Here is a 16,317-nt window from a genome sequence, read left to right as displayed (position 1 = left end):
CCGTATCATTGTTTAATCCATCCCGGATATTTGAAATCACATTTCCGCCAGTTGGGATTGATGCGCACGTATGTATTCTTTTGCTTGTCTACAATCCATTTTTGAAGTTTTTCTTCACTTCGCTTGGCGGTTACCATACTTTTCAGCCGCTGATAATCTTCGGTAATGGTAGCCTTATGTCCGTCAATCCGGTTCTTCAATTTCACAATGGCACACACTTGCTTTCCTTTCGAATTAATCATCGTAAAAGGTTTTGAAATCTCACCGATTTGCATGTCTTCTACCACTTTGGCTACATCTTGTGAAATTAAACCTGCTAATTGCTGCATCTCGAAACGGGAAGTATTCGATTGAGGATTGGCAAGCAATCCGTGATTGTTACGCGTATCCTTGTCTTGCGAAATCCATGTCGCTGCATCATCAAACGTAAACTTCTCTTTCCGGATATCATCCGCTATCGAATCCAAACGAGCCAAAGAAGCGTCAATGGCTTTCTGGTCTACTTTCGGACGCAACAGAATATGACGGTAATTCACACGGTCGCCCCGTTTCTCTATCAACTGGGCAATATGAAAGCCAAATTCCGTTTCAAACACTTTGGACACTTTCTTTGTATCGGTCAGGTTAAATACCACATTGGCAAATTCAGGAACCAATTCACCACGCCCGGTAAATCCTCCTTCCCCTCCACGGCGTGCCGTTCCAGGGTCTTCCGAATAAAAACGAGCCAACGTAGAGAAAGAAGTTTCGCCTTTATTCACACGGTCGGCATATTCACGCAATTGCGCTTTCACCCGTTCTATTTCAGCTTCCGGTATTTTAGGCTCTTGCGTAATAATCTGCACTTCTACCTGTGTAGGCACGAATGGAATACTGTCTTGCGGCAACTTATTGAAATAATTGCGCACCTCAGCCGGAGTCAGTTTAATATCACCGACAATTTCCTGTTGCATCTGCTGTACTGTCAACCCGTCACGGATATTCTCACGCAACATCTCGCGTATCTGCGTATAGGTCTTATTGTAATATTCCTCCATTTTTTCTCTGGAGCCAATCTGTTCAGTCAACCAAGCAATCTGCTGTTCCACTTTTTGAATGACATCTTGGTCGGATACAAAAATACTATCCAACTCCGCTTGATGCAAAAACAATTTCTGTACAGCCAATTCCTCAGGTATCACACAATAAGGGTCTCCATCAAAATGCCGGTTCTCATATTGTGCGTTCAATCGTTCGTTCTCTACATCCGATTTTAAAATGGCTTCGTCACCTACCACCCAAACCACTTCATCGATGACATTGTCCTGCGCAAAAGCAGAAACACCCGCCAACGAAAGAAGCATACATACATAACACTTAATCAACTTAAACTTACTCATTGTCCGGTTTATAATAAATTATGTCATTATTTTCTGAAGCTTCTCGATACAAATCATTTTTCATTTGATTAATGAATGCCACCCGCTTCAGATTAATTATCATTTCTTTAATCTCATTTTTCGCATATTCTAACGGAAGCGGATCTCCTTTCGGCAAAAACTGTTCTACATGCAAAAAATAGCAATAGACAGTATCGCGGACTTCCACGTTTTTATTCCGTTTTAAATAATCCATATCTGTTTCCAATGCCTCTAACGGCATCTTTAATGCAAATTCAGACACAGGCCGCCAACGGTCATAAAAATACTCATAACTCACAGCATGAGCGATACTGAACTTTTCCAAACCGTCTATCGCATCTTGTGTATTCCGTTTATACCAATTGCGTACCCGGTTCAGATTCCGTGTTTGAACAGGCACTTTCATGAACAAACCTTGAATATAAGGCTGTTCTGCCCGGAATTGTGCAGCATGAGCTTCATAATAAGCTTCAATTTCTTCTTCCGACACTTCAGTTCCCAACTTTTGCCTTACCAATTCTTCTTGATAAGTATGCATAATCAAAGCACGCCTATAAGCAGCAACTTGTTGGTCTATCTTCTCATTATCCGGAATATTGCCTTCCGCTTTTCCGTAAAGCAACACATCTTCCACCCAATTCCGAATATAGTCTTCGGCAAACCGTACACTATCCTTATCGTGAATGCCAACTGGCAAAGCTGCATCCAAATCTTCTTTATACAAGAATGCATCGCCTACTTCCACCAACGGCGTTTTCCCTTGATGGTTGAACGAACCAGAACATCCGCTCATGACTAGCAAACCGATAATCAAGCAACCTATTCTATTCATCAGCTATTTTGTCTGAATTGGCGAACGAAGATACATTATTAATTAATTACTTCCGCTACAATTAACGGTTTTTATATGTCAATTGAGAGAAATTCGAATTTTCTTCCTGTAATTTTTTGAATTGTTCCAATTTCTGCACCCGATGATAATCCTTTTCCACCCGTTCACGCACATCCTTATAATCTTCCGGACCTTTTTTCAAACGCTTGCCCATAACAAACACATACGGATAACGGATATCCCGAGGAAGTTCTCCACATTTGAACGCCAATTTATCAACATAAACATTCTTGCCTATCTGAAACAGCCCCATTTCCATTACGGCGTCCGATTCCGGATTTTCTTGTTTCCATAGGCTAAAAGCCTTTGTCCACTGTGCTTGCGGGAGTTTCTTCAAACGTTTACGGATACGCGAAGCCATTTTCTTATTTTGACACCGGATTACCGCCCCTTTATAATGCGGAAGTTCCCAAGCATATTCTTCTTTATTCGCATCAAAATAGGATTCTAAATCCTTTTCATTAACAACAGGTATCGGATTATGCTCATCCCAATATGCTATCAGCAAACGGTCTTTTACCCCCTGTAAATGTGTTTTCAGCAAAACATCATCAACATTTCCTGCTTTCCATTGGGCATACAAATCTGTTTTTAATGCCGGATTCCTTTTCCCTAATTTATCTACGTACAAAACCAGATAAGGATAAGCTTCTTCATAACTCACCGCAGGCTTCCGGTCTACCAATCTGACAATATGTACGCCTAATGGAGACAAAAACGGTTGAGTATAATCCCCTTTGTTTAAATCTGCCAAACGCGAAGAAAATTCTTGCAACAGCCCTACCAAAGGACGCCATGTAAGATTGGAAGTTTTTTTCATGAACAATTCAAAAGGAGTGCCCTGACGCAAGCACGCATAAATTGAATCCATCCGCTGACAAGCATCTTTCACATCCCGCCTCGTCGCATGTTGGGGAAGATTAATTGAAATCTTTTCCACCTTTACCCAACCTTTCATTGAATAACGCTCTACGCTTTCCCGATAAAGTGTATGAAGCAAAACATCCATCCGATTGGCATCTACCATTAAATCTTTCAACATCTTTCCTTGCATCACCCTGCAATAATGCCGGAATTCCGGAAGGGTATCCCATCCACGACGTTCAGCATCAGCTACTTTTAGACGAGCTAACTCTTCATCCAATTTATCGGCATAAACGCTTAAAGCGGTAAACAGGAAAAAGACAGAAAGAAAAAAACAGCGGAATCGGTCCATGCGTTATCAAAATAAAAGAGACTATTTCTAAACAGAAAATGATTATCAAAAAGAAATGTCATTCTGAACGTAGTAAAAAATCTCGTGTACATCAGCTTGTGTATCCGAGATCCTTCACTACGTTCAGGATGACAAAATGAAAGTGGATTTTTTTAATACACCCTCATACGAAATCAATCTTATCCTTTATACCGGACGGCTATAGTTAGGAGCCTCACTGGTAATCGTCACATCGTGCGGATGGCTCTCCAATACACCGGCATTGGTGATACGGGTAAACTTCGCGTTGTGCAACTCCATAATGTTATGCGCACCGCAATAACCCATACCCGAACGCAAACCGCCGACCAACTGGTAAATCACTTCATACAAAGTACCTTTATAAGGCACACGTCCTGAAATGCCTTCCGGAACCAGCTTCTTCACATCCGTAGTCGTGCTTTGGAAATAACGGTCTTTCGAACCGTTTTCCATTGCTTCCAGCGAACCCATACCACGGTATGATTTAAATTTACGTCCGTTGAAGATAATGGTATCGCCCGGAGATTCTTCAGTACCTGCCACCAGCGAACCAATCATCACGCAATATCCTCCTGCAGCCAAAGCCTTCACGATATCGCCTGAATAACGCAAACCACCGTCTGCAATCAAAGGCACGCCTGTTCCTTCCAATGCTTTAGCTACGTCATAAACGGCACTCAATTGAGGCACGCCGACTCCTGCAACCACACGGGTCGTACAAATAGAACCCGGACCGATACCTACTTTTACCGCATCTGCTCCAGCTTCTACCAAAGCCTTAGCAGCTTCACCTGTAGCGATGTTTCCTACTACGATATCAATATCAGGGAATGCCTTCTTAGCTTCTTTTAATTTCTCAATCACGTATTTCGAATGTCCGTGAGCCGTATCAATCACAATGGCATCGGCACCCGCCTTTACCAAAGCCTCCATACGTTGAAGCGTATCATTGGTCACACCTACACCTGCAGCTACACGCAAACGGCCTTTCGAATCCTTGCAAGCCATCGGTTTGTCTTTTGCTTTCGTGATATCCTTGTAAGTAATCAAGCCGATTAACTTGCCATTCTCGTCTACAACCGGCAATTTCTCAATCTTGTTCTGCTGAAGAATATCCGATGCCGTTTCCATATCCGTACCCGGAGCAGTAGTCACGATATTTTCCTTAGTCATCACTTCATCGATACGCTTGTTCATATCGCGTTCAAAACGAAGGTCACGGTTGGTCACGATGCCCACCAGGTAATTTTCGTCATCCACTACAGGAATACCTCCGATTTTATATTCCGCCATGATACCCAGCGCATCTTTTACGGTAGAACCGCGTTTGATAGTCACCGGATCATAAATCATACCGTTTTCAGCACGCTTCACAATAGCCACCTGACGTGCCTGTTCTTCGATAGGCATGTTCTTGTGAATAACGCCGATACCGCCTTCGCGTGCAATAGCAATAGCCATTTGCGCTTCGGTAACCGTATCCATCGCCGCCGTTACAAACGGGATTTTCAATTCAATGTTGCGTGAAAACTTAGTCGAGAGTTCGACTGTTTTGGGTAATACTTCTGAATAAGCCGGAATCAACAGTACATCATCGTAAGTCAATCCGTCCATTACAACTTTATCTGCAATAAATGACATAGAATAAAAATACTTTAGATTTTATTGCGTGCAAATGTACACATTTTTTTTGAATTAGAAAAGAAACCGTCCTTTTTTAAGGAAGAATTAAGAATGAATAACTTCTTCCGCTGCTTGTGGACGGTTTTTCCCTTTCTTTAGCCTACCGCTTTTACGTAAAGCTTCGGTAATAATCCACTGTAATTGTCCGTTCGTACTACGAAACTCATCAGCTGCCCATTTTTCTATGGCATCCATCGTTTCCGCATCCACTCGCAAGACAAAACTTTTAGTCGTGCTTTCTTTCTTTGCCATAGGATTCCAATCATAAAATAAAGTTTTTATCCAGCAGATTAATGATTCAATGTACCGGCGTTCAATACGGGCTGGGCAGATTCGTCAGCACATAGAACTACCAACAAATTACTTACCATCGCTGCTTTCTTGTCATCATCCAATTCTACAATCTGGTCTTTTTCCAATTTGTCAAGTGCCATGTGCACCATAGACACCGCCCCTTCCACAATTTTTTCGCGTGCACTAATAATAGCAGAAGCCTGTTGACGGCGAAGCATCACTGCCGCAATTTCAGGAGCATAAGCAAGGTAATTAATACGTGCCTCTACTACTTCCATTCCTGCCATAGCCAAACGTTCATTTAATTTTTGTTCCAACTGTTCGTTAATTTCCTCACCTCCCGAGCGCAAAGTCAATTCTTCCGTTTCGCCTTCATTATTATCGTAAGCATATTGCCCTGCCACTTGACGTAAAGCCGCATCACTTTGTATTTTCACAAAGTTTTCAAAAGCATTCATCCGGCTGGCAATGGCATTTCCAGCATTGGTTGCCGCTTCTTTCCCGCTTGAAGCCATGGTTTGCGAATCAATTTCAAACATTGCCCTATAAGTGTCTTTCAATTTCCACACCAACACCAGCCCGATCAGTATCGGATTACCTATCTTATCATTCACTTTAATAGGTTCTATATCCAAGTTACGTGCACGAAGTGAAAGTTTTTTCTTATTAAGGAACGGATTAACCCAAAAGAACCCTGTCTCTTTGAAAGTCCCTTTATATTTTCCGAAGAAAACCATAGCACGTGCCTCGTTGGGTTCCAATTGCATATAACCAGCAAATAAAATGCACCATACTATAAAAAGTAAGACTCCGACAGCATACATCACTTCACTAGTTTGCATAAAACAAGCAATAATAGCCGCGCAGACAACAACCAAATGAATAAACAGCATAACAAAACCGTTCATCTTAAAACCACAGAAGAGCTTTTCCTTTGTTTCCATAATAGCATATTTAAGTTGATATTATTTTGATATCACAAAGATATGCATTTCTATTAAAATTTACAAGAGACAAGCATGCTTTTTTTTAATAAAAATAAGTCCATAAAAAAATGAGTCATAGCAGAAAGATTATATTTCCGCCATGACTCATTTTATCTAAGAATAAAGTATTCTATGTTACAATCAATTAGCCATTTCTGAGATAAACTTGATACGTACCAAACGGATTTCTTCTTCCGTATAGTCTCCGCCAAGTTCGCTCATGGCATCGTCAATCTTGTCCGTAGTTGACTCTTTGAAATAATCGTAAATATCAAGCATGTGGTCTTCGTCCATTACATCTTCCAAGAAGTAATCGATATTCAACTTGGTGCCTGAGTAAACGATAGCTTCGATTTCGTCCAACAACTCATTGAACTCTATGCCTTTTGCTACCGCAATATCATCAAGGGCAACTTTACGGTCGATGCTTTGGATAATAGACACTTTCAATTTCGATTTATTTGCCACCGTACGTACACGCAAATCTTCCGGACGGTCGATTTCGTTTTCTTCGCAATGCTTCTTAATCAAATCGCAGAACTCTTGCCCGTAGCGTTTTGCTTTTCCGGCACCTACTCCCGGAATATTCTGCAATTCTTCCAACGTAATCGGATAGATAGTAGCCATTGCCTCCAACGAAGGATCTTGGAAGATAACGTAGGGCGGTACGTCCAGTTTCTTCGACATCTTTTTGCGCAAGTCTTTCAGCATCGAGAACAATCCCGGATCGACCGCACACGAAGCACCACCACGCATCGGCACTTCTTCCATTTCATCCTCATCAAAATCGTTATCCTCTACAATCTTGAATGATTTAGGTTTCTTCAGGAATTTCCGTCCTTCTGGAGTCACTTTTAGCAAGCCGTAGTTTTCTACATCCTTACTTAAATAACCGGCAATCAACGCTTGGCGGATTACAGCGTTCCACAAGCGTTCTTCTTCGCCCATACCCGAGCCGAACACTTCCAGATCTTCGTGCTTATGCGCCAGCACTTCACTTGTTTCCTTACCTAAAAGAATATCAATAATATAATCTTGTTTAAAATTCTCTTTAACCGCAATGATTGTTTCAATCACTGCGCACAATGAATCCTGAGCCTCCACTTGTTTCTTCGGATTTAAACAGTTATCACAATTACCACAATTTTCTTCTGTATATTCTTCTCCGAAGTAATGCAACAATACCTTTCTACGGCATAAAGATGATTCAGCGTATGCAGCCGTTTCTAAAAGCAATTGCTTGCCGATTTCTTGTTCGGAAATGGGTTTGCCCTTCATAAACTTCTCCAGTTTCTGCAAATCCTTGTTCGAATAGAACGTTATGCACTGACCTTCCCCTCCGTCACGTCCCGCGCGTCCGGTCTCCTGATAATAGCCTTCCAGACTTTTCGGCATATCGTAGTGGATTACAAAACGTACATCCGGCTTATCAATACCCATACCAAAAGCAATGGTTGCTACAATCACATCAATATCCTCTTTCAAAAAAGCATCTTGATTGGCGTTCCGTGTTGCCGAATCCATTCCGGCATGATAAGGGCGTGCCTTAATCCCATTCGCCTGAAGAATTTCCGCCAACTCTTCCACCTTTTTCCGGCTCAAGCAATAAATGATGCCCGATTTTTCGGGATTCTGCTTAATGAACCGGATGATATCTTTATCGACATTGGCAGTCTTCGAACGTACTTCATAATACAAGTTCGGACGGTTAAACGAAGACTTAAACTCGACCGCATCCGTCATGCCCAAGTTCTTCTGAATATCCATCTTCACCTTTGGAGTAGCCGTAGCCGTCAAAGCGATTACCGGAGCTTTTCCTATTTCATTTATAATAGGCCGTATACGACGGTACTCGGGACGGAAATCATGTCCCCATTCCGAAATACAATGTGCTTCATCTACGGCATAGAAAGATATTTTCACATGCTTCAGAAATTCCACATTTTCCTCTTTCGTCAATGATTCGGGAGCCACATACAACAGCTTGGTCTTGCCAGCCAAAATATCCGACTTCACTTGGTCAATTGCCGATTTGGTCAATGAGGAATTGATAAAATGCGCCACTCCGTCTTCTTCACTATAGTTGCGCATCGCATCCACTTGATTTTTCATCAAGGCAATGAGCGGAGATATTACAATAGCCGTACCCTCCATCAATAACGAGGGTAATTGATAACACAAAGATTTCCCACCGCCGGTAGGCATTAACACAAATGTATCTTTTCCTGCCAGCAGATTCCGAATAATCGCTTCCTGGTTTCCCTTAAAAGTATCGAAACCGAAATACTTTTTCAATTGTGCCGCTAAATTGATGTTTTCCGTCATTGTCTCTTTGTTTTTAAGTGATGTTACTTTTTTACATTCAAGGAAAATTCCTTTTTCTCCTTAACAAAGTTATAAACAACTTTTGATATTATGCAAATTTATCAGGAAGAATTTCAACGAAAAACAACTTTTTCCCTTACTTTCCCGTTTTTAAGCCATCTGCAAACGCGAAATATTGGCTTTTCCCATCTGTTCTTTTGCATAATCCAGCGTCACCGTAAAGGTATCTACTTTATGCGACGGAACTTCGAACATCGTATCCATCATGATGGTTTCTACGATGGAGCGGAGCCCACGTGCACCCAGTTTATATTCGATGGCTTTATCCACAATATATTCGAACACTTCCGGCTCGAACTCCAGTTTGACTCCGTCCATTTCGAACAATTTAATGTATTGTCTGATGATAGAGTTCTTCGGTTCGGTCAGAATGTTACGCAATGCCGTACGGTCCAGCGGGTTCAGATAAGTCAATATCGGAAGACGCCCGATGATTTCCGGAATCAAGCCGAATGACTTCAAGTCTTGCGGGGCAATGTATTGCATCAGGTTCTTACGGTCGATATTCACCGTTTCCTTTGCCGCACTATATCCCACCACATGTGTATTCAAGCGTTGGGCAATCTTGCGTTCAATGCCGTCGAAGGCTCCACCGCAAATGAACAAGATGTTCTTGGTATTAACCGGAATCAACTTTTGTTCGGGATGCTTACGTCCGCCCTGAGGAGGAACATTCACTACAGAACCTTCCAAAAGCTTGAGCAAACCTTGTTGCACTCCCTCGCCGCTCACATCGCGGGTAATAGAAGGATTATCCCCTTTGCGGGCTATCTTGTCGATTTCATCAATGAACACGATGCCGCGCTCAGCCTCTTCTACATTATAGTCCGCAACTTGAAGCAAACGGGTCAAGATGCTTTCGATGTCCTCGCCCACATAACCGGCTTCGGTCAAGACCGTAGCATCGACAATGGTAAAAGGAACGTGCAAAAGCTTGGCTATGGTACGTGCCAACAACGTTTTTCCCGTTCCGGTGCTTCCTACCATAATTATATTAGACTTCTCAATCTCTACATCATCTTTCGATTCGGGCTGGAGCAAACGTTTGTAGTGGTTATACACCGCTACCGAGAGATAACGTTTCGCACTATCCTGACCGATAACGTATTGGTCGAGAAAATCTTTGATTTCTTTCGGCTTGGGCAGGTCTGCCAAGTTCAGGTTCAGCCCTCCCTTCCTCTGGCGGGTAGCTTCTTGCACGATTTCATGCGCCTGTTCGGCACAATTATCGCAGATACATCCGTTGACTCCCGTAATCAGGAAACCCACTTCCGTCTCCGAACGTCCGCAAAAGCTACAACGCCGCTTATTTCTCTGATTTGTCTTGTCTTCCAATGTCTTATCGTTTTATTAATACTTCGTCAATCATGCCATATTCTTTCGCTTCCTGAGCCGTCATCCAATAATCACGGTCTGAGTCCGCCCATACCTTATCGAAATCGGTATGAGAATGTTCAGCAATGATGCTATAAAGTTCTTTCTTCAACTTTTGAATCTCGCGTGCCGTAATCTCGATATCAGATGCTTGTCCTTGTGCGCCTCCCATCGGCTGGTGAATCATCACCCGCGAATGGGTAAGTGCCGAACGTTTGCCTTCTTTCCCGGCTACGAGCAATACAGCAGCCATCGAAGCCGCCATTCCGGTACAGATAGTAGCTACATCACTCCCGATAAACTGCATCGTATCGTAAATGCCTAAACCGGCATAAACCGAACCGCCCGGCGAGTTGATATAAATAGAGATGTCTTTCCCCGAATCTACCGAGTCCAAATACAACAATTGCGCCTGCAAGGTATTTGCGGTGTAATCATCAATTTGTGTGCCGAGGAAGATGATGCGGTCCATCATCAAACGTGAAAACACATCGAGTTGGGTCACGTTCAACTGGCGTTCTTCCAAAATATAAGGGTTCAGATAGCTTTGCGACTTAATGACGTCATCAAGTACCATGCTGCTCATACCCAAATGCTTGACAGCATATTTTCTAAAATCATCCATTCGTCTTATCTTTTTTAGTTGTGAATAAAAAGAGAAGCTTTTAAGCTGGCTTCCTCTTCCGATTGAGCAAAAGTACAAAAACTTCCACTCACTTAACGGAATGCCAAATTAAAAGCTCCTCTTTTAGCATGTTTTAGCAATTCAATTCTGCTCTAAGGAACGGAATTACTCGAACATCTTATTGAATTCCTCTGCTGATACGGCTTTGTGATTCAATGTAACCTGAGCTTTAAGCGCTTCAGACAATTTAGCCTCAACGGCACGGTTCACCAATGCTTCTACGCTTTCGCGTTTCTTCAGCATTTCCTTCGAATAGTTTTCTAATAATTCATCGGGCACGTTAATCATACCGTATTGAGCGAATTGAGCACGGGTAGCTTCTTTTGCCATTTCGGTAATGTCGGCTTGTTCAACCTTAATGCCGTGTGCAGCAACCAGTTTTTCTTTAATCAGGTGCCAAGTCAGTTCTTCGAGGCTCTTTTCGTAGTGTTCCGACACGAACTCTTCGCCTTTATCCTTGTTATTTTCCAACATGATGCGCTTCATCAATTCATCGGCAAATTGCAGCTTGCCAATCTTATTGCATACATACGAACGAACGTCAATCAAGAACTTATAATCGCTATCCGCTTCGTATTGTTTTGCGATAGTTTCCTTGATTTGCGCACGGAACTCTTCTTCGTTATGCGCTTTTCCTTCTCCCAATACCTGGTCGAACAATTCCTGATTCAGGTCGCCCGGAATCATGCGGGTGATTTCTTCAATCTGGAAGCTGAAGTTTCCGGTGTGGGCAGCCACTTCTTCTTTCTTGATTTTCAAGAGAGAAGCCAATTCTGCTTCATTGTTATCAAATGCAGCCGACGGGTTGAATACCAATACCGTATTGGTCTTCGAGCCGTTGAAGATAGCTTTCTGGTCATCGTTCTTCATGTAAGCAGGCATCATTACGGCACCTTCTACCTGAAGTCCGCCTTCTTTTGTATTGCCGTTTTCATCCAGTTCGGCAAGCAGACCTTTCAGCAAATCATTGTCTTGATAATCTTCTACTTTCTCATATTTAGCTGTACGTTGCGTGTACATCTTCACTTGTTGGTCTACCATTTCATCGGTTACGTTGATATCGTAATAATCAATGGTATCGTTAGCCGAGAGGTCTACCGTAAATTCAGGAGCCAAAGCGATATCGAAAGCGAATTCAAAGTTTTCGTCTTTCGTGAAATCTACGTTGCTTTCTTTCGGAAGCGGAGCACCCAACATATCCACTTTGTTTTCACGGATATATTCGTTCACTTTATCCTGCATCAGTTTGTCAACTTCTTCTACCAATACAGATGTACCGTATTGTTTCTTCACCAAACTCATGGGCACCATTCCCGGACGGAAACCCGGCATATTCACTCTCTTGCGGAGTTCCTTCAACGCTTTTTCTACTTTTTCCTGATAGTCAGCTTTTTCAATCTGAACGGTAAGCACCGCGCTCACCTTGTCTACATTTTGCAATGAAATATTCATTTCCGACTTATTGTTTTAATTACTACTATATTTCGAATTTACTAATGCGGCTGCAAAAATAGTGTTTTATCTTGCAATAACCAAAATGTCACACCAAAATTTCAATAAAAGACGATTTCCCTACCCTCTTATCTCCATTGATTTATACATATAGGTGCATCGCCCGATGAAGCCTGCTTCGTTGCCCAACGCATACGGCTTCGCAAGCCGATGAAGCCGTATGCATTTTCCGCCCTATCCCGAAAGGCTGGAAAAGCTATTCGCGCACCTCTTTCAACTGGAAATCCTTCCGGCGGAGCACAAAACTATTACTCAAGTATTTTTCGCGCACAATCTTGTTGGCGGCAAGTTCTTCGGGCGTGCCTTGAAACAGGATTTTCCCTTCGAACAACAGATAAGCCCGGTCGGTGATACTCAATGTCTCCTGCACATTGTGGTCGGTGATGAGGATACCGATATTCTTGTCCTTCAGCCTCCAAACGATGTGCTGGATGTCTTCCACCGCAATCGGGTCGACCCCTGCAAATGGCTCGTCCAGCATGATGAACTTCGGGTCAATAGCCAGGCATCGGGCAATCTCCGTCCTTCGGCGCTCGCCTCCCGAAAGCTGGTCACCCAAGTTCTTGCGCACTTTTTCCAAGCGGAACTCGGCGATAAGGCTTTCCAGCTTTTCTTTCTGATATTCTTTCGAGGTCTTGGTCAGTTCCAATACCGACGCGATGTTGTCTTCTACGCTCATCTTGCGGAACACCGAAGCCTCCTGAGCCAGATAGCCGATACCGTTTTGCGCCCGCTTGTACACCGGATAGCTGGTAATATCCTGATTATTCAGATAGATATGCCCCTCGTTGGGCACAATCAAGCCCGTGGTCATATAGAAAGAGGTAGTCTTTCCCGCACCGTTCGGACCCAAAAGCCCGACGATTTCTCCTTGCTTCACGTTGATAGAAACATGACTCACCACCGTACGCTTGCCATACTTCTTCACCAAGTTCTCCGTGCGGAGCACCATACGTCCGTCTTCCGGAAGTTCAAACGTTTCCGCGGTCTGTTGCTGGTTTTCCTGTTCTGCCATATCGTTTAAATTTCGTTCCGTGATAAAAATCTCCGGCAAAAGTAGTAAAAAACTTGGGTTATGTGGTCATTCGTCCGAATTTCCTCCCTCCTTTTATTATAATATAGCTAAAAAACCGTACTTTTGCATCAAAATTAGACTTGAATAAGATTATGGTAAAGCCAATTTCAACTTTAGGAAAATACATGATACTGATGGGAAGGGTTTTCTCCCGTCCCGAACGAGTGCGCATGTATTTCAAGCAATACGTCAATGAAATGGCGCAATTGGGCATCAATTCCATCGGAATTGTCTTGCTTATTTCTTTTTTCATCGGTGCCGTTATCTGTATTCAGATAAAACTGAACATCGAAAGCCCGTGGATGCCCCGCTTTGTCGTAGGATACACCACTCGTGAAATCCTTTTGTTAGAGTTCTCCTCCTCTATTATGTGTTTGATTCTAGCTGGAAAAGTAGGCTCGAATATCGCTTCCGAATTGGGCACGATGCGTGTCACCCAGCAAATCGACGCCCTTGAGATTATGGGGGTCAACTCGGCTTCCTACCTGATTCTGCCTAAGATATTGGGACTTGTCACCATGATACCTATCTTAGTGACATTCAGTATCTTTGCCGGTGTTATCGGTGCATTTTGCACCGCCTGGTTTGCCGGAATCATGAACGCAACCGATTTGGAATACGGTATCCAGTATTGTTTCGTGGAGTGGTACGTATGGTGCAGTTTCATCAAATCGCTGTTTTTTGCCTTCATCATCTCCAGCGTATCGGCATTCTTCGGCTATACGGTAGAAGGAGGTTCGATTGCGGTGGGTAAGGCAAGTACCGATGCCGTGGTGTCGAGCAGCGTATTGATTTTGTTTTCCGATTTAATCCTGACCAAATTACTTAGCTAACCGACATGATAGAAATTAAATCCGTCTATAAATCATTCGAAGACCGCAATGTGCTGGATGACATCAGCTTTACATTCGAGAATGGAAAAACCAACCTGATTATCGGGCAAAGCGGTTCGGGCAAAACCGTCTTAATGAAGTGTCTCGTAGGGCTTCTCACTCCAGAGAAAGGCGAAGTGCTTTACGACGGGCGAGACTTTATCGCCATGGATAAGCATGAAAAGAAAGCCCTAAGACGTGAAATGGGCATGATTTTCCAAAGTGCAGCCCTCTTCGATTCGCTTTCCGTGCTGGAAAACGTGATGTTTCCGCTCGATATGTTCTCGAATAAGACATACCGCGAACGGGTGAAGCGGGCACAATTCTGCCTGGACCGTGTAAACTTGCTTGATGCTCAAAATAAATATCCGGGCGAAATCAGTGGGGGTATGCAGAAACGTGTAGCCATTGCACGTGCCATAGCCCTTCAACCCCAATACTTGTTTTGCGATGAACCGAATTCGGGACTAGACCCCAAGACATCGTTGGTTATTGATGATTTGGTGCATAGCATTACGGCTGAATACAACATGACCACGATTATCAATACGCACGACATGAACTCGGTATTGGGCATCGGCGAAAGCATCTTATACATCTATCAAGGACACAAAGAGTGGGAAGGCACAAAAGATGATGTATTCACTTCCACCAATAAACGGTTGAATGACTTTATCTTTGCTTCGGACTTGCTGAAAAAAGTGAAGGAAGAAGGAGGGAAATGAACAATTAATAGTTAATAATTAAGAGTTAATAACGGTGCGTGTTCATTCGCCGTTATTAACTCTTAATTATCAACTATTAACTTAAAGGTATCAATCCTTCTTCGCTTCCCAACCCAATGCGCTGGCACCTAATACCGCAGCATCGGCATCTTTCAATTGAGAAAGAAGCAATTTAGTCTTGCCTTTGTAGATATTCAATACATTATCGTCCATTGCTTTTTGAATAGGCTTCATGATGTAATCGCCCGACTTAGCCAAACCTCCGAACAAGATAATCGCTTCGGGGCTTGAGAAAGCGATAAAGTTGGCAAGAGCACGGCCAAGGATATCGCCCGTAAATTGGAAGATGTCTTGAGCCAGTTTATCGCCTTTTACCGCTGCATCATATACGTCTTTCGACTGGATTTCCTCTGCCGGCACATTACGCAACAAGCTGGGTTCGGAACGTGCTACAAGAAACTCGCGTGCAGTACGCGCCACACCTGTAGCCGAACAATAAGTTTCCAAACATCCTTTGCGCCCGCATCCGCAGATACGCCCGTCTTTTTCTACCATGACGTGTCCTAACTCACCGGCAAAGCCATCGTGGCCATAAACCAACTGGCCATTAATCACAATACCGCTTCCTACACCGGTACCAAGAGTAATCATGATAAAGTCTTTCATGCCACGGGCTGCACCATACGTCATTTCGCCGATAGCCGCTGCATTGGCATCATTGGTCAATGCGGTAGGGATGCCCAAGCGTTCTTCGAACATAGCTGCCAAAGGAATAACGCCTTTCCAAGGCAAATTCGGAGCAAATTCGATGGTTCCGCTATAATAATTGCCGTTAGGAGCTCCTACGCCCATGCCTTTAATCTTATCCGGACCTCCGAATTGTTCTACCATGGGAAGCAGTTTGGCGCATACTGCTTCTACATATTCGTTTACATCTTCATGTTGTTGTGTTTTAATAGAATCGGATGCCAATACGTTTCCACGTGAATCTACAATACCGAACACCGTATTTGTTCCGCCGATGTCCATACCCACTACATAGAGTTTTTCCATGTTTTCTGCCATGTTATTAAATCGTTTAAAGGTTAGTTATACTAGGGCAAAAGTAAACATTCGACTACAATGGAACAAATTTTTTACGAATTTATTTAAGTTGTAATGTAACTTTTTATAGCTTTGTGACGTCTAAAGAGACAG

At 43.1% G+C, this 16,317-nt stretch carries 14 protein-coding genes; 2 read left to right on the top strand and 12 right to left on the bottom strand.

What is annotated here, in order from left to right; all coding sequences use genetic code 11:
* Nucleotides 1-5: 5 nt before the first annotated feature.
* From B5F91_RS07205 to lptB, 11 genes are all read right to left on the bottom strand, one after another.
* Complete coding sequence (locus B5F91_RS07205; RefSeq protein ID WP_087428414.1) at nt 6-1,379, bottom strand: peptidylprolyl isomerase; 1,374 nt, start codon at nt 1,377-1,379, stop codon at nt 6-8.
* Complete coding sequence (locus tag B5F91_RS07200) at nt 1,372-2,232, bottom strand: peptidyl-prolyl cis-trans isomerase (RefSeq protein ID WP_087428413.1); 861 nt, start codon at nt 2,230-2,232, stop codon at nt 1,372-1,374. The genes B5F91_RS07205 and B5F91_RS07200 overlap by 8 nt, the downstream gene beginning before the upstream one ends.
* 61 nt (nt 2,233-2,293) lie before the next feature.
* Complete coding sequence (locus B5F91_RS07195; RefSeq protein ID WP_087428412.1) at nt 2,294-3,508, bottom strand: peptidylprolyl isomerase; 1,215 nt, start codon at nt 3,506-3,508, stop codon at nt 2,294-2,296.
* A 186-nt stretch (nt 3,509-3,694) separates the two neighbouring features.
* Entirely contained in the window at nt 3,695-5,170 is a 1,476-nt protein-coding gene (gene guaB, locus B5F91_RS07190) for an IMP dehydrogenase (protein WP_087428411.1), read from the bottom strand.
* 87 nt (nt 5,171-5,257) lie between these two features.
* Nucleotides 5,258-5,464 (bottom strand): Arc family DNA-binding protein, encoded by a 207-nt coding sequence (locus tag B5F91_RS07185; protein ID WP_087428410.1) that lies wholly within the window; start codon nt 5,462-5,464, stop codon nt 5,258-5,260.
* A gap of 38 nt (nt 5,465-5,502) precedes the next feature.
* Entirely contained in the window at nt 5,503-6,450 is a 948-nt protein-coding gene (locus B5F91_RS07180) for an SPFH domain-containing protein (RefSeq protein ID WP_087428409.1), read from the bottom strand.
* A gap of 183 nt (nt 6,451-6,633) precedes the next feature.
* A complete protein-coding gene (gene recQ, locus B5F91_RS07175) occupies nt 6,634-8,817 on the bottom strand; it encodes a DNA helicase RecQ (protein WP_087428408.1) in 2,184 nt (727 codons plus the stop codon).
* Between the two features lie 150 nt (nt 8,818-8,967).
* Nucleotides 8,968-10,212, bottom strand: coding sequence for an ATP-dependent Clp protease ATP-binding subunit ClpX (gene clpX, locus B5F91_RS07170; protein ID WP_087428407.1), 1,245 nt, complete (start codon nt 10,210-10,212; stop codon nt 8,968-8,970).
* A 4-nt stretch (nt 10,213-10,216) separates the two neighbouring features.
* Nucleotides 10,217-10,876: an ATP-dependent Clp endopeptidase proteolytic subunit ClpP gene (gene clpP / locus B5F91_RS07165; protein WP_087428406.1), complete on the bottom strand. Its 660-nt coding sequence runs from the start codon at nt 10,874-10,876 to the stop codon at nt 10,217-10,219.
* Between the two features lie 165 nt (nt 10,877-11,041).
* Nucleotides 11,042-12,388: a trigger factor gene (tig, locus tag B5F91_RS07160; protein WP_087428405.1), complete on the bottom strand. Its 1,347-nt coding sequence runs from the start codon at nt 12,386-12,388 to the stop codon at nt 11,042-11,044.
* Between the two features lie 256 nt (nt 12,389-12,644).
* Nucleotides 12,645-13,463 (bottom strand): LPS export ABC transporter ATP-binding protein, encoded by an 819-nt coding sequence (lptB, locus tag B5F91_RS07155; RefSeq protein ID WP_087428404.1) that lies wholly within the window; start codon nt 13,461-13,463, stop codon nt 12,645-12,647.
* 152 nt (nt 13,464-13,615) lie between these two features.
* On the opposite strand from lptB, the gene B5F91_RS07150 reads away from it, so the two are divergent.
* Together B5F91_RS07150 and B5F91_RS07145 are read left to right on the top strand one after the other, a co-directional pair.
* Entirely contained in the window at nt 13,616-14,356 is a 741-nt protein-coding gene (locus B5F91_RS07150) for an ABC transporter permease (RefSeq protein WP_087428403.1), read from the top strand.
* A 5-nt stretch (nt 14,357-14,361) separates the two neighbouring features.
* Nucleotides 14,362-15,120, top strand: a complete 759-nt coding sequence (locus tag B5F91_RS07145; protein WP_087428402.1) for an ABC transporter ATP-binding protein — start codon at nt 14,362-14,364, stop codon at nt 15,118-15,120.
* Between the two features lie 90 nt (nt 15,121-15,210).
* On the opposite strand, the gene B5F91_RS07140 is transcribed toward B5F91_RS07145, so the two are convergent.
* On the bottom strand, nt 15,211-16,185 hold the full coding sequence (locus tag B5F91_RS07140; RefSeq protein ID WP_087428401.1) for an ROK family protein: 975 nt from the start codon (nt 16,183-16,185) through the stop codon (nt 15,211-15,213).
* Between the last annotated feature and the right edge of the window lie 132 nt (nt 16,186-16,317).

The organism is Bacteroides sp. An322, from assembly GCF_002161765.1.
GTDB classification, from domain to species: domain Bacteria; phylum Bacteroidota; class Bacteroidia; order Bacteroidales; family Bacteroidaceae; genus Phocaeicola; species Phocaeicola merdavium.
Note: the sequence above shows the minus strand (reverse complement) of the source record. Positions and strands in the feature narration are given on the sequence as shown.

Bases quoted from the DNA above. Each gene is read 5' to 3' on its own strand.
- B5F91_RS07205 (WP_087428414.1), bottom strand. From the start codon at position 1,379: ATGAGTAAGTTTAAGTTGATTAAGTGTTATGTATGTATGCTTCTTTCG.
- B5F91_RS07200 (WP_087428413.1), bottom strand. From the start codon at position 2,232: ATGAATAGAATAGGTTGCTTGATTATCGGTTTGCTAGTCATGAGCGGA.
- B5F91_RS07195 (WP_087428412.1), bottom strand. From the start codon at position 3,508: ATGGACCGATTCCGCTGTTTTTTTCTTTCTGTCTTTTTCCTGTTTACC.
- guaB (WP_087428411.1), bottom strand. From the start codon at position 5,170: ATGTCATTTATTGCAGATAAAGTTGTAATGGACGGATTGACTTACGAT.
- B5F91_RS07185 (WP_087428410.1), bottom strand. From the start codon at position 5,464: ATGGCAAAGAAAGAAAGCACGACTAAAAGTTTTGTCTTGCGAGTGGAT.
- B5F91_RS07180 (WP_087428409.1), bottom strand. From the start codon at position 6,450: ATGGAAACAAAGGAAAAGCTCTTCTGTGGTTTTAAGATGAACGGTTTT.
- recQ (WP_087428408.1), bottom strand. From the start codon at position 8,817: ATGACGGAAAACATCAATTTAGCGGCACAATTGAAAAAGTATTTCGGT.
- clpP (WP_087428406.1), bottom strand. From the start codon at position 10,876: ATGGATGATTTTAGAAAATATGCTGTCAAGCATTTGGGTATGAGCAGC.
- tig (WP_087428405.1), bottom strand. From the start codon at position 12,388: ATGAATATTTCATTGCAAAATGTAGACAAGGTGAGCGCGGTGCTTACC.
- lptB (WP_087428404.1), bottom strand. From the start codon at position 13,463: ATGGCAGAACAGGAAAACCAGCAACAGACCGCGGAAACGTTTGAACTT.
- B5F91_RS07150 (WP_087428403.1), top strand. From the start codon at position 13,616: ATGGTAAAGCCAATTTCAACTTTAGGAAAATACATGATACTGATGGGA.
- B5F91_RS07145 (WP_087428402.1), top strand. From the start codon at position 14,362: ATGATAGAAATTAAATCCGTCTATAAATCATTCGAAGACCGCAATGTG.
- B5F91_RS07140 (WP_087428401.1), bottom strand. From the start codon at position 16,185: ATGGCAGAAAACATGGAAAAACTCTATGTAGTGGGTATGGACATCGGC.